The organism is Pseudomonas sp. TYF_14 (assembly GCF_043105275.1).
GTDB lineage: Bacteria > Pseudomonadota > Gammaproteobacteria > Pseudomonadales > Pseudomonadaceae > Aquipseudomonas > Aquipseudomonas alloputida.
Map to the genome: position 1 here is coordinate 313,703 of NZ_JBICLK010000061.1, position 22,594 is coordinate 336,296.

At 58.9% G+C, this 22,594-nt stretch carries 19 protein-coding genes and 2 pseudogenes; 3 read left to right on the forward strand and 18 right to left on the reverse strand.

Translation table 11 applies throughout. The features are described 5' to 3' along the window. The first annotated feature begins 75 nt into the window (after positions 1 to 75). The 3 genes and pseudogenes from ACF8O8_RS17675 to ACF8O8_RS17685 all read left to right on the forward strand — a co-directional run. The gene (locus ACF8O8_RS17675) at positions 76 to 2,556 is read left to right on the forward strand and encodes an RND family transporter (protein WP_392510089.1); all 2,481 of its coding nucleotides are present in this window, start codon (positions 76 to 78) and stop codon (positions 2,554 to 2,556) included. Between the two features lie 1,025 nt (positions 2,557 to 3,581). Continuing rightward, a pseudogene (locus ACF8O8_RS17680) lies at positions 3,582 to 3,875 on the forward strand (methyl-accepting chemotaxis protein); the annotation flags it as partial. A 315-nt stretch (positions 3,876 to 4,190) separates the two neighbouring features. Beyond that, positions 4,191 to 4,730: pseudogene (locus tag ACF8O8_RS17685) on the forward strand (methyl-accepting chemotaxis protein); the annotation flags it as partial. Between the two features lie 49 nt (positions 4,731 to 4,779). On the opposite strand, the gene ACF8O8_RS17690 reads toward ACF8O8_RS17685, so the two are convergent. The 18 genes from ACF8O8_RS17690 to ACF8O8_RS17775 all read right to left on the reverse strand — a co-directional run bounded on the left by ACF8O8_RS17690 (position 4,780) and on the right by ACF8O8_RS17775 (position 22,569). Next, positions 4,780 to 5,205 carry a carboxymuconolactone decarboxylase family protein gene (locus tag ACF8O8_RS17690; RefSeq protein WP_392510090.1) on the reverse strand — a complete coding sequence of 142 codons (426 nt, stop codon included), beginning with the start codon at positions 5,203 to 5,205 and terminating at the stop codon, positions 4,780 to 4,782. Between the two features lie 57 nt (positions 5,206 to 5,262). After that, on the reverse strand, positions 5,263 to 6,552 hold the full coding sequence (locus tag ACF8O8_RS17695; RefSeq protein ID WP_392510091.1) for an MFS transporter: 1,290 nt from the start codon (positions 6,550 to 6,552) through the stop codon (positions 5,263 to 5,265). Positions 6,553 to 6,612: 60 nt separating this feature from the next. After that, positions 6,613 to 7,785: an NADH:flavin oxidoreductase gene (locus ACF8O8_RS17700; RefSeq protein ID WP_392510180.1), complete on the reverse strand. Its 1,173-nt coding sequence runs from the start codon at positions 7,783 to 7,785 to the stop codon at positions 6,613 to 6,615. 28 nt (positions 7,786 to 7,813) lie between these two features. Further along, a complete protein-coding gene (locus ACF8O8_RS17705; RefSeq protein ID WP_392510092.1) occupies positions 7,814 to 8,374 on the reverse strand; it encodes a nuclear transport factor 2 family protein in 561 nt (186 codons plus the stop codon). Further along, the gene (locus ACF8O8_RS17710) at positions 8,371 to 9,183 is read right to left on the reverse strand and encodes an SDR family NAD(P)-dependent oxidoreductase (protein ID WP_392510093.1); all 813 of its coding nucleotides are present in this window, start codon (positions 9,181 to 9,183) and stop codon (positions 8,371 to 8,373) included. Before ACF8O8_RS17710 ends, ACF8O8_RS17705 begins: the two co-directional genes overlap by 4 nt. Positions 9,184 to 9,197: 14 nt before the next feature. Continuing rightward, the gene (locus tag ACF8O8_RS17715) at positions 9,198 to 9,983 is read right to left on the reverse strand and encodes an SDR family NAD(P)-dependent oxidoreductase (RefSeq protein ID WP_392510094.1); all 786 of its coding nucleotides are present in this window, start codon (positions 9,981 to 9,983) and stop codon (positions 9,198 to 9,200) included. Then, entirely contained in the window at positions 9,980 to 10,597 is a 618-nt protein-coding gene (locus ACF8O8_RS17720; RefSeq protein WP_392510095.1) for an SDR family oxidoreductase, read from the reverse strand. The genes ACF8O8_RS17715 and ACF8O8_RS17720 overlap by 4 nt, the downstream gene beginning before the upstream one ends. A gap of 143 nt (positions 10,598 to 10,740) precedes the next feature. Further along, on the reverse strand, positions 10,741 to 11,862 hold the full coding sequence (locus ACF8O8_RS17725) for an acyl-CoA dehydrogenase family protein (protein WP_392510096.1): 1,122 nt from the start codon (positions 11,860 to 11,862) through the stop codon (positions 10,741 to 10,743). A gap of 10 nt (positions 11,863 to 11,872) precedes the next feature. Then, positions 11,873 to 13,087, reverse strand: coding sequence for an acyl-CoA dehydrogenase family protein (locus ACF8O8_RS17730; protein WP_392510097.1), 1,215 nt, complete (start codon positions 13,085 to 13,087; stop codon positions 11,873 to 11,875). A 56-nt stretch (positions 13,088 to 13,143) separates the two neighbouring features. Beyond that, positions 13,144 to 14,685 carry a class I adenylate-forming enzyme family protein gene (locus ACF8O8_RS17735; RefSeq protein ID WP_392510098.1) on the reverse strand — a complete coding sequence of 514 codons (1,542 nt, stop codon included), beginning with the start codon at positions 14,683 to 14,685 and terminating at the stop codon, positions 13,144 to 13,146. Between the two features lie 70 nt (positions 14,686 to 14,755). After that, the gene (locus ACF8O8_RS17740) at positions 14,756 to 15,565 is read right to left on the reverse strand and encodes a 2-oxo acid dehydrogenase subunit E2 (protein ID WP_392510099.1); all 810 of its coding nucleotides are present in this window, start codon (positions 15,563 to 15,565) and stop codon (positions 14,756 to 14,758) included. Between the two features lie 22 nt (positions 15,566 to 15,587). Next, positions 15,588 to 15,818, reverse strand: coding sequence for a biotin/lipoyl-containing protein (locus tag ACF8O8_RS17745; protein WP_392510100.1), 231 nt, complete (start codon positions 15,816 to 15,818; stop codon positions 15,588 to 15,590). Positions 15,819 to 15,840: 22 nt separating this feature from the next. After that, positions 15,841 to 16,830: an alpha-ketoacid dehydrogenase subunit beta gene (locus ACF8O8_RS17750; RefSeq protein ID WP_392510101.1), complete on the reverse strand. Its 990-nt coding sequence runs from the start codon at positions 16,828 to 16,830 to the stop codon at positions 15,841 to 15,843. Then, positions 16,827 to 17,810, reverse strand: a complete 984-nt coding sequence (locus tag ACF8O8_RS17755; protein WP_392510102.1) for a thiamine pyrophosphate-dependent dehydrogenase E1 component subunit alpha — start codon at positions 17,808 to 17,810, stop codon at positions 16,827 to 16,829. Before ACF8O8_RS17755 ends, ACF8O8_RS17750 begins: the two co-directional genes overlap by 4 nt. 45 nt (positions 17,811 to 17,855) lie before the next feature. After that, positions 17,856 to 19,562, reverse strand: coding sequence for an FAD-dependent oxidoreductase (locus tag ACF8O8_RS17760; protein ID WP_392510103.1), 1,707 nt, complete (start codon positions 19,560 to 19,562; stop codon positions 17,856 to 17,858). Next, positions 19,559 to 20,920 (reverse strand): SRPBCC family protein, encoded by a 1,362-nt coding sequence (locus tag ACF8O8_RS17765; RefSeq protein ID WP_392510104.1) that lies wholly within the window; start codon positions 20,918 to 20,920, stop codon positions 19,559 to 19,561. The genes ACF8O8_RS17760 and ACF8O8_RS17765 overlap by 4 nt, the downstream gene beginning before the upstream one ends. Positions 20,921 to 21,193: 273 nt before the next feature. Beyond that, the gene (locus tag ACF8O8_RS17770; protein WP_392510105.1) at positions 21,194 to 21,358 is read right to left on the reverse strand and encodes a rubredoxin; all 165 of its coding nucleotides are present in this window, start codon (positions 21,356 to 21,358) and stop codon (positions 21,194 to 21,196) included. After that, positions 21,355 to 22,569 carry a cytochrome P450 gene (locus ACF8O8_RS17775; protein WP_392510106.1) on the reverse strand — a complete coding sequence of 405 codons (1,215 nt, stop codon included), beginning with the start codon at positions 22,567 to 22,569 and terminating at the stop codon, positions 21,355 to 21,357. Before ACF8O8_RS17775 ends, ACF8O8_RS17770 begins: the two co-directional genes overlap by 4 nt. Between the last annotated feature and the right edge of the window lie 25 nt (positions 22,570 to 22,594).

Genomic DNA, 22,594 nt, shown 5'->3' on the forward strand with positions numbered 1-22,594 from the left:
CAACAATGAGTCGTGCGTCCTCTGGACAGCGCGAGCACTTGCTTCCCCATCGGAGAAACCGCGATGGCTATAAAGATGGACCATGCCACGGATAAATATCCCGTGATCAAGCATCGTCGAGACTTCGATGAGAAGACCGGCAACCGCATCGAGCGACTTATTTTCAATTACCGCGCGGTGATCATACTGATCATTGCATTGGTCTCTGCAGTTCTGGGCTGGCAAGCGACGCGTCTGGTCGTCAACGCAAATTTCGACCGGATGATTCCCACCTCCCACCCCTACATCCAGAACTTCATCGACAATCGCAACGAATTGAGTGGCTTGGGCAACAGCCTGCGGATCGTGGTCGAAAATACCGACGGCGATATCTTCGACCCCGCGTATTTGCAGACCTTGAAAGAGGTCAACGATGAGGTGTTCCTGACGCCGGGCCTCGATAGGCCATGGATGAAATCTTTGTGGACCCCGATCCTGCGTTGGAATCAGGTGACCGAAGATGGCATGCGCGGTGGCCCGGTCATGCCCGACCATTTCGATGGTTCTGCAGAAAAGCTCGCTGAGTTACGCGAGAACCTGAACCGCTCAGGCGCTCCAGGAAGGATCGTGGCGAATGACTACAAGTCCTCGATGATCACCGTGCCAGTGCTGGACCGCTACGCCGACACGGGTTTGCCTATCGACTACAAAGCGTTATCACAAGCTCTTGAAGAGAAAGTGCGGAGCAAGGAGCGCGACGGCATCAAGATTCACATCGTTGGTTTCTCGAAGCTGGTGGGTGATCTGATACAGGGCCTGGACAAAGTCCTGATGTTCTTCGGCATCTCCGCATTGATCGCTACCGTGTTCGTGTATGGCTACACGCGCTGTCTGCGCAGTACTCTGATGCTGGTGGCCGTTTCAATACTCGGCGTGGTCTGGCTGTTGGGCCTCATGCACCTGGCAGGCTATGAGCTGGATCCTTATACGATCCTGGTGCCTTTCCTTATTTTCGCCATCGGACTGTCCCACGGTGCGCAGAAAATGAACGGCATCATGCAGGATATTGGGCGCGGAACTCACAAGTATGTGGCGGCGCGCTACACCTTCCGGCGTTTGTTCATGGCGGGACTCACTGCCCTGCTCGCGAACGTGGTGGGTTTCGCGGTACTGATGATCGTCGATATACCGGTGATTCGGGATCTCGCGCTGACTACCAGCATCGGCGTCTCGGTTCTGATCTTCACCAAGCTCATCCTCATCCCTATCCTTCTTTCCTACACCGGCGTTGGTCAACATGCCGCAGAGCGGTCCTTGCGTGAGCAGAGCGGCGATCACAGCCGACCCACCGGGATATGGGCCTTCTTCGCAGCGTTTACCCAGCGCAAATGGGCCTGGTGTGCGGTAATCGTCGCTGCCCTGCTGACCACTGCCGCGCTGTTCGTTCGTCATGACCTGCAGATTGGAGACCTCAGTGCCGGCGCACCCGAACTGTGGCCAGAATCGCGTTACAACCGAGATGTCGCCTTCATCACGGCGAACTACGGACTGTCCAATGACCAGTTCGCGATCCTGGTCAAGACCCAACCTAACGTCTGTGACCATTTCAGCAACTTGCTTGAAGCCGATCGGCTGGGCTGGGAACTGAGCCATGTCCCAGGCGTGCAAGCCACTGAGTCGTTTGCCACGCTCACCAAGCGGGGGGTCGCGGGTACCTACGAAGGCTACTTCAAGTGGAACAGCATCATCCGCGAGCCGCGGTCGCTGGGCTATGCGGCGTCGCAAGTGCTGGTCAACAACCCGGACGTGCTCAACCCCAAGTGTTCGGTGTTCCCGGTCATGGCGTACCTGAGCGACCACAAGGCCAGTACGCTCAGCCGCGTACTGGAGCGCGCCGAAGCGTTTGCCAAAGAGCACAACAGTGCCGAGGTGCAGTTCCTGCCAGCCGCAGGTAGCGCGGGGATCGAGGCAGTCACCAACATCGTGGTGAAAGAGTCGTTCTACAAAATGCATGGGCTGCTCTATGTGGGCGTGATCCTGCTGTGCCTGATCACGTTCCGCAGCTGGCGTGCCGTGTTGGTCGCACTGATTCCGCTACTGATCACTACGGTGCTGTGCGAAGCGCTGATGGTCTGGCTTGGCATTGGGGTCAAGGTAGCGACGCTTCCGGTAATCGCCCTGGGGGTTGGCGTTGGGGTCGACTATGCGCTGTACCTGTTGTCGGTCCAGTTGCTGTTGCAACGACGTGGTTTCACCTTGTTCCAGGCTTACACCGCTTCGCTGCAGTTCACTGGGAGGGTTGTCGCATTGGTAGGCATGACCATGGCGGCGGGCGTGATTACCTGGGCGTGGTCACCGATCAAGTTCCAGGCTGACATGGGCATCCTCCTGGCATTCATGTTCCTGTGGAACATGCTGGGCGCGCTGATTCTGATTCCTGCATTGTCCTACTTCCTGCTGCAAAGCCGTGAACAGCGCAAGCAAGCACAGACGGCCAGCCTGGAGGCGCATGAAATGCGACCAGAAATGGCAGCCGAGCCGAGTCACAAAAAGGCTGCAACGGCCAGAACTGCTTAAGTATTAGCGTTACAGCGGCCTGCCCGCCCGGGCAGGCCGCTCCAATTGACCTCTCTCTCTCGACACCTCTGACCGCACTCACCTGCAACCGGTGTTGCACCCATTCGGCCGTGAGCCGGATGTACCCGTCCCTTCCAACAATAAGAACCGATACCCAATCGGGAAAGGAAGTCAACATGAAATTCTTGCTGACCCCAGCGATCGCGTTAATGAACTGTTTGAATTTCACCTTGAAATCCAGCTTGATCTGCGCACTGCTGCTGGCGCCATTGCTGGCAGCCGAGTATTACCTGACCCGCGATATCTACGAACAAATCAGTACAACGCGGGTTGAACTCGATAGCCTGCCCACACTACGCACGGCACTGGATGTCAGTCGTGACCTTCAAGCGCTGGTCGACCTGTCTGAGTTGCTGCTGGTACATGGCACTACAGGTCGCGCCGCCGATGCAATCAAGCAGGCAGAGGCGCTTGAAGCTGCGGCCATGCAGCGGCTGGCTGGCATGCCTTGGGACGCGGGTAGTGCACTCGGCGAAAAGCGTAACGCTATCGTTAAAGGGCTAAATGCAGCCGGCCAGGAGGCACGCTGGTCAACCAAACTGGAAATCCGCCGCAAGCAATTGGCAAATGCATTGAACCTGAACAAGGCAATCATTTCCGAAGCCGGACTATCTCAAGACGGTAGCCGTGCGATACGGCAACTGGTCGACCTGGTGACCAGCAGTACACCGCGGGTCCTCGCAGCGCTGGGCACAACCCGAGGGCTCGGCGCTTTGGTGATGCTTGATCAACAACTTGGATCGGCCAACGCCACACGGCTGGAACAAAACCTGATGACCCTGGGCGGCCTTGAAGACGAATACCGCCAGACACTTGCGGATCTGCAAGAGCCAGCCCTCGCCCAATTGGGCTCATACAGCTTGCAAACGCTGGTGCAACAGCAGCGCCTGCTGGCCAATGACTTGCTGGTCGGCGATGAACTGAACGCTTCCTGGCAAGCTTTTTTTGCCCAGGTCAGCGAAGAGATGGCCAAGACCTATCAGTTGAACAGCGCAGTGATCGATCAGATTGATGAGAGTCTGCAACTGCGAATCGACCGCCAAGGCACCAACCTGTTGACCTTTCTCGCCCTGCAGGCGCTACTCCTGTTGGCGATCGCCTACTTGTTTGGTGGCTATTACCTGTCCATTCGTACATCGCTGCGAGGGCTGGGCAAGCTGCTCGATAAGGTCGCCAATGGGGACATGACGGCCGGCTACGTACCGTCGAGCCGGGACGAACTAGGCGAGCTCGGGCACACGCTAACTCGCGCCCTTGCCCGTATACGCGAAATGATTGTTGACGTAAGCGCCACCGCCGCACAGGTTGCACACAGTACCGCGCAGGTCGAAGTGCACTCCGTTGACGGCTACCAGGCAATTTCAAGTCAGCGCGATCAGCTCGGCATGCTGGCAACGGCCATGAGCCAGATGTCGGCGAACGCTGAGTCGGTTGCGGGGAATGCGGCACTGGCTGTGGATAGCGCTCAACAGGTCAATCAGCAGACTATTACCGGCCAAACCTTGGTGGATTCACAGGTATGCGCGATTGCAGACCTTAGCGGGGAAATGGAAAAATCGGTCATGGCCATCAACCAGCTTGCCCAGAACAGCCATGAGATAGGTCGCATCGTCGATGTCATCAACAGCATCGCACAACAGACCAACTTGCTCGCCTTGAATGCCGCCATCGAAGCGGCGCGAGCCGGCGAGCAAGGCCGTGGTTTTGCAGTGGTTGCCGATGAAGTTCGTACCCTCGCCAAGCGCACCCAGGAGTCCACCCGCGAAATCGAGGGCATGATCGAAATGCTAGGACAAGGAGTCGGTATCGCTGTCAAGACCATGAACGCCAGCCACGAAAAAGCGAACCTGTGCAGGGCCCAGTCACAGCTGGTGGAAAGTGCCTTGGGCAACGTCCTGACTTGTACCGGCGCCATCCTGGATCAAAGCCGACAGATAGCCGCTGCGGCTCAGCAGCAGAATGCGGTTGCCATTGAAATGGATCGCAATATTTTGGAAATCAACCGTGCCGGCGAGTGCACTGCGGCGGGTGCAGGTCACTCCGAGAAGGCGTCCCGACAACTGTCAGTGTTGGTTTCACAGCTAAAAGACGCCGTAGGCCGCTTCAGCGTATAGGAGACTGAAGGGGCGATCCTGGCCGCGGCCGCCCCTTTTGATGACAGAGTTACAACAGGCCTGTCTCAGCAGCGGTCTGCACACCGCCGTCCATACCCCGCTCGCGCAGTACCTCTACCGCTACAGCCAGAGCACTGGATACCGCAGGAAACCCTACATAAGGGACGGTCTGGATGATCACTTCTTGAATGTCATCGGCTGTCAGACCATTGGTGATCCCGAAGCGCAAGTGATTACGCAGTTCCTCAGTCTGGCGCAACGCAATCAATGTGCTGATCACCACGACGCTACGGGTCTTCAGGTCCAGCCCTGGGCGTGACCATACGGCACCGAAAGCATGTTCCACTGCCATGCGCCCTACATCCGCAGCAAAACGCCCGGAGTTGACATTGGCCTCCATGGTTTTGGCGAACTCAGGGCCCATCATGCGGACCATCAGGTCATAGCCGGCTTTCCAGTTTTCATTGTCAATCATTTTCAAAGCTCCTGGTCGAATACGAGGCCGGCAGCGCTTGCCGGCCTGTTTTGGCTGTCATTTCGAGGGCGCAGCGCTCGCGCCAGAGGAGACCCGGGTATCAATTGCAGCTGCCGATACCTGATCGCCGGTCGGGTACCGACCCATGCCCAGGTAACTGAGCGCCGCCAGCACGAAGCAGCCCGCTGCCACCATCAACGCCACGTTGTAGTTGCCGAAATAGTCGTACGAGAGTCCTATCAGCGACCCTTGTATCGCAATCATCACGGCGATACAGAAAACGCTGATGCCGTAGATCGAAGCGTAGGAACGCATGCCGAAATAGCGCGCGATCATGAATGCCACCACATCGATTTCGGCGCCCTGCCCTAGTCCCAACAATACCAACGCAATGATCGCTACCCACGGTTCAAGCGATCCGGGTAGCAGTAACAGACATCCTGCCGCGGGTCCCAGGGTGAAGATGCAGGCCACAAGTGGTGCCCAAATGCGGTCGACCAGCATTCCGGTGACAAAGGCGCCAATCAGCGCTGAGACACCCACCACGCCGATCAGTGCAGCAGCGCTGGCTGCCTCCAGCCCCTTGCCTACCAAAAGCGGCTGAAACTGCGAGAGCAAAGCAACGATCGGCGCATAGTTCAATGCCGAGGCCAGGCACACCAGGACCACTTTGTGGTTTTTCAATAACCCCCAGAGTGAGATCTGGGCTTTTGCGCCCGCAGGCGCCGAGGTGGGCGCTACGCTCGCACCCCGTATCCAGAGCCAGGCCGTGGGTAATGCGACCAACAAAATCAACGTTCCGAGGGCGACGAAGCCCATGCGCCAGCCGTAGGTAGCGATAATGGCGAACACCGCTGGCGGTAACAAAGCGCCTGATAGCGCCAGGCCAGAGCGAGTGATGGCCAGTGCCAAGCCGCGAGAGCCCACGAAAGCGCCCGTGACTACGCGGGTGAAGGTCAACCCCGTAGTCGCCGCACCGACCACACTTAGCAGCCCATACAACAGGTAGTAAAGCGGTAGCGGCCCATGCATCAGGGCCAACGAAAAGTACGCGCAAGCTGTTAGTAACAGCCCGCCAATCAACACCGGGCGAACGCCAACGCGGTCCACCAGCCGGCCAAGTACCGGTGCGATCAGTGCGGCGGCAAGGCTGGCGTTCTGTGCCAGCGATATGTCGCCTCGGCTCCACCCGAAAGCTTCCTGAAGCGGTGCCACGAACAGACTGGACACGGATGGCCACACCGAAAGGCACAGTCCTGTCCCTATCAGTGCCGCCAGCCCAAGGCGCCAGTGCTCGCGCCATTCGCGCATCGCGACACGCCATTGATCGTTGTTATGGGCAGTCATGCTGCACCCTCTTGTTATTGGAATGAGGCGACGCACATTAGGTGATCGCAGCTGGATGTGTCAGTTAAGGACCGACAACGCTTCGTTGGTAAATGCATCGAAACCAAGGCCCAGGCGTGCCTTGCGCGCCCAGTGCGGATCCTGTAGCAGTGAACGACCGACACCCACCAGGTCGAACTCACCGCGATCGAAACGCTTCATTAATGCAGGCAAGTTGTCGCTGGGCTGCGCCCCGCCCTTTTTGTTGCTGTCATACATCCCGTTGTTCAGGCCAATGCCGCCAACTGTCATGGACAGGCACCCGGTCAGCTTCTTGGCCCAGCCGGCGAGGTTCAAGAGGCCATCCTCGCCACCTTGATCGGGGAACTCGGCACGGTCGAAGAAGCGCACGCTGGCGTCGAAGACGCTGACGCCCGCATCGGCGATCGGTGTCAGTATCTGTTCCAGCTCTTCGGGGTTGTAGGCAAGCTTCGCCTTGAAATCCTGCTGCTTCCATTGTGAAAACCGGAACACGATAGGCATGCCCGGGCCCACAGCGCTGCGGATGGCACGCACCACCTCGGCTGCAAAGCGACTCCGTTCGCGATGGTTGCCACCCCAGCTATCGCGACGCTGGTTAGTGACCGACCAGAAGAAGTTATCGATCAGGTAGCCATGACCGCCATGAATGGCGATGCCATCGAAACCACAGTCACGGGCGTGCGCAGCACTACGTGCGTAGGCCTGGATGACGTCGGCGATGTCGCGCTCTGTCATGGGCTGGGTAGGCACCAGTTGGCTTTGCACATAGCTATCCGGGGATGAGGTAAGCCCTCCATGGGGCCCCCAGATGCCCGATGGCCGCATGGAGGCGACCTCTGGGTGAGGGCCTGTGCCCTGGCGCCGCATTACCCCTTGGTGCCAGAGTTGCGGGAAGACCACACCACCTGCCTCATGAACCTGCTGTACCACCTGACGCCAGGCGGCGAGCGCGCTTTCACCGTACAAGTGAGGCAAATCCGATTCGCCGATCCCGGCCTCGCCCAAGGCTGCAGGGTGGTCGATCCCGACGGCCTCGGTGATGATCAACCCGGTCTCACCTTCAGCACGCCGCCGGTAATATCCGGCCACCCTCTCGCCGGGTACACCCGCGGGGCTAAAATTACGGGTCATCGGCGACATGACGATGCGATTTTTCAGCTGAAGCGAGCCGATGCGCAGGGGTTCGAACAATGGAGCAAGTAGCGAGTCCATGGTGTGACACCTCAGATAGAGTGGCGGATCATCGGCGAGGGGCATTGCTGCCAGAACCAGACCAAAAACCTTCCCAGGTTGGAAAACTCGAAGGCAGGCGCGGTTGGTGGCGCTCGGTTGTATATTTGCCCGGCCAGTTCTGCCACTGGGGATTGCCAGGGCGCTGCAACCAGTCGGTCGAATACCAGTGGCGCTCATCGCGCCGAACGAAAAACCATTGCCCATCTCGGCGCTGGTAGTGGTCGAAATAACAGATGGCCATGACCACCCAGTGCTCACCATCCTCATGCTCCGCCCGGCAATACACGGTGCCGGTGGCATGGTCCGCATCCTGAAAATCGATGGTTTGCCCGCAGATCTGATGAACGCAGCGATGGAACGCCTTGAGAATCTGCTCGGAGCCATAGAACGCAGCGAGCGCCTCTCGCCCCTTGCCCCAGCGGCCGCAATCGACATCGTCCACGAACAAGCCAACCAGGCCGTCAAGATCGCGGGAATCCACGGCCAGGGCGTAGCGTGCAGGTAACTGGCCTATGGCTAACTGTGCTTCCACCCGCTCCAGACGCTGCAGCAATAGATCCTGGCTCATGCAGACTGCTCCGCAGTCCAGCGACGCTCATCGGCCACGTAGGGTTGATGGGCCAGCAAGCCGCCATCGACATTTATTACCTGGCCCGTGATGAATTCGGCTTCCTCACTGGCAAGGAACAGCGCCGCGTTGGCTATGTCCGCGACATTGCCCAACCTGGGCGTCAGGTGATGGGACAACATCATCTCGCCCGCCGCCCCTGCATAGTCATCTTCTGTGGCTGGCGTCAGGATCAAGCCGGGCGCTACGGCGTTGCAGCGGATGCCTTGCTTGCCGTGTTGTGTCGCCACATAGCGGGTCAGATTCTCGATACCTGCCTTGGATACTGCGTAGGCGCTGTAGCCCATCGCCCCTGCCTGCGCTGCGCCAGAGCCGATATTGATAATCGAGCCGCCTCCGTTTTTCAGCATCGGCGCGAGCCCGTACTTAATGGCCAGCAGGGTGCCGCGCAGGTTGATACGCATGGTGTCGTCCCATACCTGAACATCCATATCCAGAACCGGCGAATCAAGCCGGGATGACAGATGCGTGGCAGCCGCATTGTTGAAAAGAATGTCGAGGCCGCCGAATGTGGCCACTGTCCGCTCGATCATGGATCGGATCGAGCTTTCGTCACCGAGGTCCACGCGCACAGAGCTGACCAGCAGCCCGCTGCGGTACAAGGCATCAGCCTGCTCCGATGCACCTTCTTGGTTGATATCGGCCAGCATCACCCGAGCACCTTCTTCCGCGAAGCGGCGGGCAGTCGCCAAACCGATACCGGACGCAGCCCCGGTCACGATGGCAACCTTGCCTGTAAGTCGATTCATCTTCATTCCCCGCTTCAAACGGCGGTATAGAGGCCGCCATCGACCTGGATTACCTGCCCCGTGATGTACCCCATGCCCTGACCACAAAGCCCAACCACCGCCCTGCCGATATCGTCACGTTCATGGCCCATGCGACCGAGGGGGAAGTTGGCGATGTACGCGTCGCGCAATGCCGGGTTGCTGTCGAAGAACGCTGCCGATGCCGCTGTCAGCGCCGATGGCGAGATCGCATTGACCGTGATGCCCTGCGGGCCCCATTCGCGTGCCAGTGCCTTGGTCAAACCACGAATGCCGCCTTTGATCGCGGCGTAGGCAGGATTTAGAGCGGCGCCGTGTAAGCCGAATGTCGAACACAGCAGAATCATGCGCCCGGCGCCGCTGGCGCTTAACGCTTCATAGGCCGATATTGCGCAATGGTGTGCCCCCACAAGGTCAACGGCGACCTGGGCGTCCCAATCCTCGTCTACAAAGTCCTGCAGTTGTTTAGGATGACCAGAGGCGCCGTGGGTGGCGTTATGGACGAGGATATCCAGCCCTCCGAAATGTTCCAGGGAGGCCTTGACTGCGGATTGCATGTCCAGCAGAGACGTGACGTCTGCTTCAATTGCCAGCGCTTCCCCGCCCTCGGCCTGCACCAGTCGAACGGTCTCCTCGCCGGTAGCACCGCGGCGCGCCGCTACCACTACACGCGCACCCGCGGCGGCCAGCTCCAGGGCGATACCCCGCCCGATACCTCCGCCCGCTCCGGTAACCAGGGCAGTCTGCCCCACCAGGCTGTTGCTAGGCATTGTCTTTTTCATGGGACCATCCATACGCCACCGTCCACTGGGATTGATGCACCTGTCACGGCGCTAGCGCCGACCAGCATCGCGATGGTTTGCACAACCCCCGTCTCGATCCCTGGGACGAACCCTAGCGCAGGCGGTGGTGGGCCCATTTCCGGACTCAGCGGCAGTGCAGCGCCCACCAGCTGTCCAGCGAATACAGTGGGATCGAGCCCAAGCCAATTGAGCCGGATAGCCTGCCCTCCCCACTGACGCGCCGCCGACTTCATCATTGCGCGCTGCGCCTCGCTCAAGGCAGACAGGGCAGCAAATCCGCCCGCCCCTGTGAGTGAAAAGTTAGGGCCGATCAGCACCACACTTGCCGAGCCAGGGGTCAATGCTCGCCATACTGCTTGCAAGCAATGACGGCTGGTGCGCAGGGGAGCCAACAAGGCCGAACTCCATTGCTCAGGCGAAAGCGCCACCACGGGCTGGGCATCGCGGCTCTGCGCATTGCCCACGGCCAGAACAACCGCGTCTATACCGCCCAATGCCAGCTTGGCCCGAGCGACCGCTGCTTCGACAGCCGCAAGGTCAGTGAAATCCTGGTCGGCGTCGAGTACCTGGCAGGCCGCTCCTTGATCACGCATGGCATCCGCCAGGCCGCGTAAACCAGGGCATCCGGGTATCGCTACCAGAACCCTGGTGGTGTTCAGCAACGGCGTGTTCCGTCCTGCCTTACTCATGGCTAGCCCGTCTCATTCAAGTGAAATGGTGGGTGACTACACGACCGTCAGTACCCCTTGGCAAAGCGCGCAAGATGGTGATCAGTGTCACCGAAGCGCTTTTCCAGCAGCGTCATGAAGCGGAAATAGTGGCCAACCGGATACTCTTCCGTCATGCCAATACCACCATGCAACTGCACGCCCTGGGCGCAAACAAACCGCCCAGCCTTGCCAGTCGCGGCTTTCGCCGCCGAGACTGCTCGGCGGCGTTCATTGGCGGGCTTGTCGAGGTACGCCATGCCGCGGAACAGGATGGAACGCGCGTGCTGCGCCTCTACGAACATTTCAGCCATACGATGCTGCAAGGCCTGGAACTTGCCGATAGGCTGGCCGAACTGATTGCGCGTCTTGATGTATTCGGCCGTCATGTCCATCACCCCGTGCATCACGCCAAGGCTCTGCGCCACCACAGCCAACGCCGAACGGTCGAATGCTTCCTCAAGAATCGGCTGGCTGCGGGCAGGCTCGATGAGCAAGGCAGCCGTATCCAGTTCAACGCGGTTGAACCGAACATCGGCAGCCCGCGTACCATCTACCAGGGCATATTCAATGACCTCAACGCCGGGAGCCTTGCGGTCGACGATGAACACGGCCGGGTGCTGATAGTCATCCAGGCGTGCAGTGACCAGCAGCTTGTCTGCGGAGGGCGCATCAAATACCAATGTCTTCAAGCCATCAAGCTGATAGCCCTCGCCAGCGCGACGCGCTACCGTATCGTCGATGCAGCCCAGCGTGAAGCGTGATCCAGATTCGCTGTCTGCAAACGCGAGCAACATTCGCCCTTCGACCAGGGCTGGCAGCAGGTCCTTGCGGTGGTAGTCGCTGCCCGAGCGGTCGACGATGCGCGCGCACAACATCACGCTGCTGATGAAAGGCTCAAGCACCATGCCCCGGCCAAACGATTCGAGCACGACTGCAGCCTCGACGAATGAGCAGTCCAGCCCGCCAACATCCTCTGGCAGTGTCAATGCAAGCCAGCCAAGTTCGGCAAAAGTTTGCCAATGCTCACGGCTGAAGCCTTCACCAGCAGTGGCCTGATGTCGGCGCTGCTCAAAACCGTAATCCTCGCGGATATAACGCTCTACACCATCGCGCAGCATCAACTGCTCTTCGGAAAGATTGAAATCCATGTGAAAACCCTCAGAGTCCGAAAGCCAGTTTGGCGATGATGTTCTTCTGCACTTCACGTGCCCCGCCGTAAATGGTCGCGGCGCGTTGGAAGAAGTACATGTTGGTACGTCCCAGCATATGGCCTGGCCAGAGATCATCCGCAGCTTCGGGTGCGTCTTGCTCCAACATGTCGTGGGTGAAGAAGCGCAGCGCGCGAGGCCCCATGGCATCGACCTGCAGCTCCGTTACGCGCTGCTGCAGTTCTGAACCTCGCACTTTCAATGTCGAGACAACAGCATCGAGGTTATCGCGCAGTTCTTCCTTGGCGAGAATGCGCAGTACCGACCATTCGAGCGCCAGAATATCGCATTCGATTTCCGCCACTTTCCGAGCGAACGCAGGCGTTTCCAGCAGCGGTACACCGTCAACCATTTCAGAGCGGGCGATGGCCTTGGCTTTCTCAAGCTCGCGCTTGTTGAAATAGATGAATGCGCTGGAGGTCCGCTCCTTCTCCAGAAGGTACTTCGCATAGGTCCAACCCATGCCCGGCTCGCCTACCAGTTGCTCCTTGGGAACTCGGACGTTTTCCAGGAACACCTCGGTCAAGCCATGCCCGCCGTCGATGGAAATGATCGGGCGCACGGTTATGCCGGGGGTTTTCATATCGATGAGGAGGAACGAGATGCCCCGCTGCGGCTTGACTGTCGAATCGGTGCGAACCAGGAAAAAGCCCCAGTCGGCAATCGTCGCATCGCTGGTCCAGATTTTCTGGCCATTGACTACGTAGTGCGTCCCGCTTTCGTCGAGTTCGGCACGGGTTCTCAGGCTGGCCAAATCCGAGCCAGCGTTGGGTTCGGAGAAGCCCTGGCACCAGAACACCTCGCCTGACAGCAGAGGCGGTAGGAAGGTTTGCTGCTGCCACTCATTACCAAACGCAATCACCACCGGGGCCATCATGTGGGTGCCTTGCCAGCCGTAGTCCAGGCCATTGGCGTTAAGCATTTCCTCAAGGAAGATGTGCTTGCGGATGGGGGACCAACCAGTGCCGCCATGGGCCTCAGGCCAGTGCGGGGCGCCCCAACCCCTTTCGTGAAGGGTTTTCTGCCACTGGCGCAGAACATTGCGGGGCGGAGGGTGCGCACCCACGTAGCCGAAGTGGGCAACCTCGGGGCTTACACTTTCCTGAAAAAACTGCCGGACTTCCTGACGGAAGCGCTCATCCTCGGTGCTGAATTCGAAATTCATACTGCAGTCTCTCATTGTCGATGAAGGGTTGGTCTTGGCGGCAGCATGATCTTCACCTAACCATGGCTAGCTTGTGCGCGTTGCCGCAGAGCCACCTTGTTGATCTTGCCGGTGGCTATGCGCGGTAACTCACTGACAAATTCGATGGCCTTGGGGCATTTGTATCCCGCGAGGACCGACTTGCAGTGGCCAATCAGTTCGGCCTCGCTGAGGTGTGCTCCAGCTGCCGGCACGATGAAGGCTTTCACTGACTCACCCCATTTGCTATCCGGGATGCCGATGACTGCGGACTCAACAACTTGGGGATGCAGCTCAAGCGCGACTTCTACCTCCCGGCTGTAGATGTTTTCACCACCCGAAATGATCATGTCTTTCTTACGGTCGACCAGGAAAAGGTAACCATCGGCATCCTGGTAGCCCATGTCACCGGTGTGATACCAGCCATCACGCAGCGCTTCCATGGTGGCTACTGAGTTGTTCCAGTAGCACGCAAGTTGGGTATCGGAGCGCAACAACACCTCGCCGGGTACGCCTTGGTCGCAGTCACGCCCTTCGTCATCGACGATGCGCAGGCCGAATCCAGGGGCCGGAATGCCGACTGACTCCAGTCTCCTGATCTGGTCGGCGCTGCCGTACGGGTTTACTTCATGGCGCGGTAACGCACAGGCATTGCTTTCGGTCATTCCGTACTGGACAGAGAAGATCGGACCCAGCTTTTCGATTGCGCGTTTCAACAGCGGGACCGGAATAGGCGCCGCAGCTGTGACCACATGGTCAAGTGACTTGAGGCTGAACTGATCTATCTGTGGCAGATCGAGGAATGATTGCAGCATCGCGGCAACCATAAAGGTGAATGTCACCCGCTCATCTTCGATTGCGCGCATTGCAGCGAGCGGATCAAATCCCGTCTGCACAACCGTTGAACCACCGACCCAGGCGGCGGAATTGATAAAGCCGATGCCACCGATATGAAAGGCCGGTGTCGTTTGCAATACCCGCGTCGCGCCGCTGAAACCGGTAACCAAGGCACAACTTTCCGCCGTTCTGCACATCGCGTGATGCGTACGGACAACGCCTTTTGGCGTACCGGTAGTGCCGCTCGTGTACATCAGGTATGCATAATCCTCAGGCTGCGAGCGGATAGGCGGCCCTGCTTCATCGCCCGCGTTGACGGCTTGCTCGAATGGTGTTGCCCACTGGGGGGTTACACCAATGCAGATGAACAGTTCAATCGAGGGAAGTTCGCTTCGCAGCTGATCAACCAACGCTGTGTATTGAGCCTCGAATACCAGTACCTTGGGCGAGGCATCCTGCAGAATGTATTGAATCTCCCGTGGGGCTAATCGGAAGTTGACCGTGGCGGCGATGAAACCTGCCCATTCACAAGCACGGTAGGTTTCATAGTATTCGACACAGTTGGTCGACAGGATCGCCACGCGGTCCTGGCGGCGCAGGCCGGCTCGATAGAGATGGGATGAAAGCCGACGCGCACGCACGGCTAAATCAAAATTGCTAACCCGGCGCGACGCGCTGGTGAAAGCATTGCCAGCAGGAAAATAGCGAGCGTTGCGCTCGGTCATCTCACCAAGAGTCTTCATCGATATTCCGTCATTCTTATCAGGCTGTTGTAGAACGGATTACGTTTATGCAGGTGCAAACAGTGTGCGATCAGCACTCCAGGGCGTCAGGGTCTGCCAGCAACTCGGCCAGCCTGGCAGTAAAGCGTGCGGCATCGGCACCGTTGATTACCCGGTGGTCATAGCTCAATGACAACGGCAGCGTTTGGCGCCATTCAATGGCGTCGCCAGCACCGCGACGGGGTTTTTCCTGTGTTCGCGTAACCCCAAGAATGGCCACCTCTGGCGCGTTGACTATCGGCGTGAACGCGGTGCCGCCAAAGCTTCCCAACGAGCTGATGGTGAAGCAACCGCCGGTCATTTCGCTCATGGCCAGGCCTTTGTCCCGCGCCTTGGCAGAGATGGTCTGCAGCTCGGCCGCCAGCTCATGAATGGTCTTGCGGTCGCAATCACGAAGCACCGGTACCAGCAGGCCAAACTTCGTATCGACAGCCACACCGATGTGGAAATACTTCTTCAACACCAGGTTTCTGCCACTGCCGTCCAGGGATGCATTGAACTGTGGCAAGCTCTGCAAAGCGCCGACAACGGCCTTGATCAGGTAGGGCAGCAGGGTGAGCCTGGTAGTGGCGCCGGCCTCGTTAAGCGCCTTGCGGCGGACGTCGAGCTCGGTAATGTCAGCATCGTCATGGTGCGTGACGTGGGGAATCATCACCCAGTTGCGCGCCATGTACTTGCCCGTCAACGCTTGCACACGACTAAGTGGGCGCGTCTCGATCTCGCCAAATTCGCCAAAGTCGACCTGCGGCCAAGCCGGCAGATCGCTACCGAACTTTAGCGGTGCAACTGAAGCGGCTTGGGTGTTACTGGGCTGTTTGGCCGCGGGGCTCTCGACACTCATTGGTTTCTCCCTACCTGACGTTTCAGACGATCTCGGCCAACACCGTACCAACCTCGTAGGTTTCACCGGCCTGAGCGATGATCTTCAAGGTGCCGCTCGCCGGCGCCTCGACCTCCTGAATCGACTTGTCGCTTTCCAGGGCATAGATGATCTGCCCTTCCTCGACGGTGGCGCCATCTGCAACCAGCCATTCGGACAACGTACCTTCATTCATCGAAAAGCCCAGTTTGGGCAGCAGGATCTGGGTGCTCATGGCTGTTTCCTTAGGTTGAATTTCACTTGAGCGTTGCGCGGACTGCCGCTTCAATCTGCTCGAGGCTGGGAACATGTGCGTCTTCAAGCGGCTTGGAGAAAGGCACAGGCGCATAGTTGGACCCTACACGCTGAACGGGTGCCTTGAGCTGCCCATAGAGCGATTCGTAGATCAACGAGGCGATTTCCGCACCGACCCCGAACGGCTTGACCGCTTCATGGACAATCACTGCACGGCCGGTTTTGCCTACCGAAGCGAGGAATGTGTCGGTGTCCAATGGCGAAATGGTGCGCAAGTCGATCACTTCAGCCGAGACACCATCAGCCGCCAGTTTCTCTGCCACTGCGCAGCAGTCCAGGACGCGGCGGCTGTAGCTGATCAGCGTGACATCGCTACCTTCGCGCAGGACATTGGCCTTGCCCAGCGGGATCTTCTTTCCACGCTCTGGCGCAGGGCCTGGTGCCCAGTAGGTCGGCATGTTTTCGATGAACAGGACCGGGTCGTCGTCCTCGATCGCCGAGAGCATCAAGCCGTAGGCATCAGCAGGGCTGGACGGGGCCACGACCTTGATACCGGCGGTGTGGGCGAACCAGGCCTCCAGGTAGTCGGCGTGCTGCCCGCCGGTGCCGAAGCCCGCACCGGTCATGGTACGGATGACCATCGGTACGTGGGTTTGGCCGCCTGACATGAAGCGCAGCTTCGCGGCATGGTTGATGATCATGTCCATGGCCACGGTGGTGAAGTTCATCAACATGATTTCTGCCACCGGGCGCATGCCGACGATGGCCGCACCGATAGCTGCACCGATGATCGCCTGCTCGGCAATAGGTGTGGACCGTACCCGCGAATCGCCGTACTTGCTGGACAGGCCGCGGGTTACCCCAACGATACCGCCCTCCTCCTTGTCACCTACATCCTCACCCAGGACGATGACGTTGACATCGGCAGCCATGGCGTCGTCGATTGCCTGGTTGATCGCTTGAATGCTGTTGATCTTGGCTGGCTGGTTCATACGTTCACCTCGTCCTTGAAGATGTCGCGCTTTAGCTCCGCGAGATCCGGATAGGGGCTGTTCAAAGTGAATTCCACGGCTTCGTCGATTTCGCGCTCGATGGCGGCTTCCATACTGGCCAGGTAGTCTTCGCTGGCAAGGCCAGTGGCTATGAGCCAGTTACGCAGCAGCGGCACCGGGTCCTTGGCCATCCAGGCGTCTTTTTCGCCCTTGTCCATGTAGCCGTCGGCGTCACCGAAGACGTGACCATGGAAGCGGAAGGTCTTGGCCTCGATCAGTGATGGCCCTTGGCCGTCACGTGCGCGATCGACCGCTTCTCGGGCTGCGCGATAAGTAGCCACCGGGTCGTTGCCGTCCACAGTGATGCCGGGCATCGAGTAAGCCGCCGCGCGTTGTGCGATGTTGGCCACGGAAGTGCCGTAGGCATATTTGGTGTGCTCGGCATAACCGTTGTTCTGACACACGAATACCACTGGCAACTTCCAGACCGACGCCATGTTCAGCGCCTCGTGAAAGGCGCCAATGTTGCTTGCACCGTCACCAAAATAAGCAACACTCACGCGCTTCTCACCGCGAATCTGCGCAGCGAGGGCCAGGCCATTGGCAATGGGCATGGAGCTGCCGACGATACCGGTGGTAACCATCACCCCGGTGGCCGGGTGGGTGACATGCATAGGGCCACCTTTGCCCTTGCAGGTGCCGGTTGCACGGCCACCAAACTCGGCCCAGAGATCCTTGAGCGGGATACCTTTGGCGATCATGTCATGCACGCCGCGGTAAATTGTGCAGATGTAATCTTCGTCGTTCAGGCATGCCGACACTGCCGAGGGGATCACTTCCTGCCCGCGCGGCGAGTAATACGGCATGACCAGCTTGCCGGACTTCAAGACCGCTCGAAAACGGTCGTCATTCTGTTTGATCCGCGTCATGCGCTGGTAGATGCCGACCAGGATCTCGCCTTCTGGAATTGAGGCTGTCATTTCAATGCTCTCCATTCGAACCGAATCACAAGGCTGAGTACTTACTCACCAGATCTTTTCTTGTCCTGCCGAATGCGCTGCAGCGATGTAGGCAAAGATGAACGAGGCCGCGATGCTGGTACCGGCACCTGGGTACGCTCGCCCGCTTACCCCTGCGGTCGCATTGCCCGTGGCGTAGAGCCCTGCAATGGGCTGGCCGTCTTCACGCAGCACCCGTGCATACTCATCGGTCACCAGGCCGCCCGCAGTGCCAACGTCGCCTGGGTACATGCGCACCGCATAGAACGGGCCTTGCTCGATCGCCCCCAGGTTGGGGTTGGGCTTGATGGTCGGGTCCCCATGACAGCGGTCGAAGGCCTTGCCACCGCGGGCAAAATCCTCGTCCTTGCCAGTGATACAGAATTGATTGAAGCGTTTGACGGTCCTGAGCAGGCCGGCGGTTTCGATGCCGCACTTGCTCGACAACTCTTCGAGCGTATCGGCCTTGATCATGTAACCGCTGTCCAGCCACTGTTGGGGGATTTGGCCAGGCATCGCAGTGCCCCATGGGTAGAACTTGCGCTGTCGGCTATCCATCACTACCCAGCTTGGAACAGCCTTGCCCGTTTCGGCCTGGCGCTGGTACATGCGCTGGCCGATTTCCATGTACGACCCGGCTTCGTTGCAGAAGCGCTCGCCGTCCTGATCGACCATGATCGAGTAAGGCAGTGACAGGTCCAGGTGATGCATGAATGGCAATGGCTCACCGGCAGGCGTGCGCGCCCCTTCGGGCAGCGCCTCGCCTGGACCGAGGGATGTCACCACCCACCATGCCTCGTCCATGCAATCTGTTGCTGCCCCCAGGCGCATGGCGGCTTCGATCACTTCACCGGTGTCACCTGGGTTGGCGTTGGTCCACGCCACCGACGCCGGTTGCGGCTGGTAGCGCTTGCGCATTTCGGCATTGTGCGAAAAGCCACCGGTGTTGATCAGCACGCCATCATGTGCCTGAATGCGCCGCAACTGGTCGCCCTTGCGCACGGCTACGCCCACCACCCGGCCTTGTTCAACGATCAGTTCTTCGACCGGCGACTCGGTCCAGATGGGCAGTTGTTCACGTAGCGCGATCTGCAGCATCCGCCCCTGAATGGCGGCGCCACCGCCGAGCACATGCTGGCCGCGTACTTTCTGCTTGAGCAGGCGCAAGCCCAATTGCATCGCTTTTCGCTTGCCTGCCCACGTGCGCTTGAGCAGGAACAGTGTTGGAAACTCATTGGAGTTAGCTGGCATCGCAGCGCCGCGGTAACGCGACAGACGCCCTTCCCACTCCCCCAGTTCGCTCACATCGAACAGTTTGGCCACAAGGGAGCGGCCGCGTGGCTCACCACCTGGGCGGTCATCGTAATAGTCCGACCAACCGTCGGCATATTCGAATGCCATGCCCTTGCGCTCGAGAAAGTCGACAATCACAGGGCCCGTACGCAAGAACGCTTCACGGCGCGGGACACTGGTAGATGGACCTTCGTAGGTGACGACACTGTCGAAGTACTGACGGGCGCGCTCGTAGGAATCCTCAACGCCGTGACGCTTCATCACCGCATTGTTTGGCACCCACCAGACACCACCGGAGTAACCAGTCGAACCACCGACCTTGCTTTGTTTCTCGATGATCAGCGCACGCTTGCCCAGCTCCTTGGCCTTGAGCGCCGCACACATGGAGCCTCCACCGCTGCCTATGATCACCAGATCATAGGACTCATCCCATTGGCTCATTGCGCGGACTCCGTGCCAAACAGGTATTCATGCAATTCACGGTGGAAGTTGGAGATCGTCGACTCCTGCAGCGGATTGGTGCGCGCGCCGCTGAAGCCCCGTGACTTCATACCCATCTGCACCTGGCCCATGTTCTGGAAGTCCTGACTAAGGATCAGGCCGAAGTTCTTCACGGTGTCGTTCTTCCAGTCGTCTACACCGTGATAGAACTCGCGCTCCAGCTTCGGCTCCTGGCCAGGCGCATACCGCTTCAACGACCAGATGTCGTAGATACAGGAATCGGGGTTATCGCCGTCAGGCCGGGCGCGGTAGAACAGCGCCCCGTCCGGATAGAGCAGGAACACAAGGTTCGGGAATACATGCCAGTCGGTGCCCGCACGAGCCATTTGCTCCATCGATATATTCGGCCAGCCAGCGCCGTCAGCGATGGCCGCTTCGACTTGGAACTGCATGGCCTTGCCCAGCACCAGCATCTGGTCCTGTGTAGGCTCGACCTCCGTCAACAGCCGTTTGCTGGCTTCGCAGTCACGATCGGTAATAATCGCCTTCAACTGGTCTTCCAGGATCTGGTAGAACTTCACCATGCCAGGGCGGATGTCATCCGGGATCGGTTTACCCGTGCGCGGTGACGGCGTGCCAGGAAGGCGGGTCGCGGTTGAATAATCGAACATGCCGTGTTTGCCGAAGGCAAAGCTGCGGGTGACATCGTCGCCTTGAGTGTCAAGAATCTGTGGGTGGGTTGCCGCGACGTGATAGCCCTCGTTGAAGGCTTCAAGCGCGACCTTCCAGTTGCATGGCAGGCGCACAGACTTGTACCAGCGGTAACGCATGTTCTCGAATTCGAAGCAATCGGTAATTTCAGGAACGGGGGCAAGGTACTTGGCCAGTGGTTCGGCGTGCGGGTCCATATTGATGAACACAAAGCCTCCCCAGGTATCCACCAGCACTTCCTTGAGTGCCAGTTCTTCATGGCTCATGTTTGGGCAGCCGGACCAGTCTGGCTCATCCAGGATACGCAGCACGCTACCGTCTAGGTTCCACTGCCAGCCGTGGTAGTTGCAGTGAAACTTGGTGGCATGGCCACAACCGCTGGTAAGGCGACGGCCACGGTGTTGGCAGACGTTGTAGTAGGCTTTGATCCTGTCACCGGTAAGGCGGGTGACAATGATGGACTCGTCGATGACGTCGAAGGTGACGTAGTCACCGACATTGGGGATTTCTTCGAGACGGCAGGCCACCTGCCAGATCTTCGGCCACATCCGCTCTTTTTCGAGCTGGACGTAATCCTTGGACAAATAAGCTTCGCGGGGTACAAAGTCAGGCCGTACGGTCTTCGGTGCCGATTCTCGAGCAGACATCTGCAAACCTCCTTCATCGGCAGCCTGTGAAATGCTGCCTGGGCTCGTATTTTTGTTGGAGAGCCGGCATTACCGACCCTGCATTATTGTGAACGATGTTCAAGACTATAAACGGGGCGACATTGGGTGTCAACGCGTCAGCAACTACTGACCAACGCGAAATACCCATTGCAAACAAGGCGGGCGGGGATTGGCCTGGCATGGACAACTGCAGGTTACTCTCCGTGAAATAAAGAAAGGGGAAATGGGCGCTGCTTCGGTGCCCTCCTCCGATCAGACCTCAACCATCGTGTAATCGCTTTTGGTGGCCCCGCACTCGGGGCAGACCCAGTCATCGGGCACGTCTTCCCAGCGGGTGCCTGGGGCAATACCGTCATCAGGCCAACCCAAAGCCTCGTCATAGGTGTGCCCACAGAATATGCATTGCCACTGTTTCATTTCATCCTCCCTCCTGCCACTTGCCAGCGCAGCGGCAGATAGAGCAGGCCGTTGACCATGCCCGACGCGCATCGAGGTGGGTCGGCAGGCACGGTTTCAAAGTCGGGAATGCGCTTGAGCCACTCCTGCAGGAAAACCTTGATTTCCATGCGGGCCAGAAATGAGCCAGGGCAGCGGTGCGGACCGTTGCCGAAGGCAGCATGCAAAACCGGCTTGCGCTCCAGGTCCACCATCATTGGGTTGCTGAATCGCCGCTCATCAAGGCCGAACAGCGCGTTTGGCACTTGGATCTGATCGCCTTGCTTGAGGCTTACGCCGTTGAACTGCACATCCTCTACAACCACTCGCGCAGTATTGGTAACGCCGTGTCGCCGGATCAATTCATCGACTGCGGTCAGAATAAGCGCTGGTTGCTCTACCAGGCGTTTGCGCTCGGCGGGATGCTCTGCCAGAAAACGGCAAATGAAGCTCATCATTGCTGCAACTGTGTCCAAGCCACCGAATATCACCACAGTGAGCAGGCCAAACATGCGCTCAGGTGCAATCGGCTCTCCATTGACCTTGGCGTTGACGATCCGACTTATCAGGTCGGCGCCAGGGTCACGGCGCCTGGCCTCGATCCATTTACCGATGTAGCCCGCGAGCATCTGCTGGGAGCGATGTCGTTCATCAACGCTGCCACGCACGGCCAACTCGGTCATTTCCAGTAGTTCCAGTCGATCCTCCTGCGGCAAGTTGACCAGCTGCAAAAAAATCACGATGGGCAGCATCTTGGCGAACTCACTCACGAACTCGCATCCGCCCTTCCCCGCGAAGCCCTCGATCAGCTCGACCGTCAGGGCGCGAATGTCATCCTCCAGTTCGGCGATGGCTTGTGGCAGAAATGCCGGCGCGATCAGTGCTCGGTAGCCGGTGTGCTCGGGGGGATCGAGCTCAAGGGGCACCAGGGGAAGGTCCTGGCTCGGCGGTACATTGACCTGGGCATGAGAAAAGCGCTGATGGTCTTTCTGAATGGCCTCGATATCGTCGGCCCGAGTGGCAATCCAGTGCCCCCCGTTGTACGGCGACCAAACGATATCCGGTCCTTCGTGCAGCTTCTTCCAGGCCAGGTGAACATCGTTGACCGCGTCGGGCGGGTTCATGAAATCAAAATCGACCACTCGGTCTTCGGGGACATGGTCTGGTACGGTCCATGTTGTAGGTTGGATCATCGGGGCCTCCACGGGTGCTTGCAGC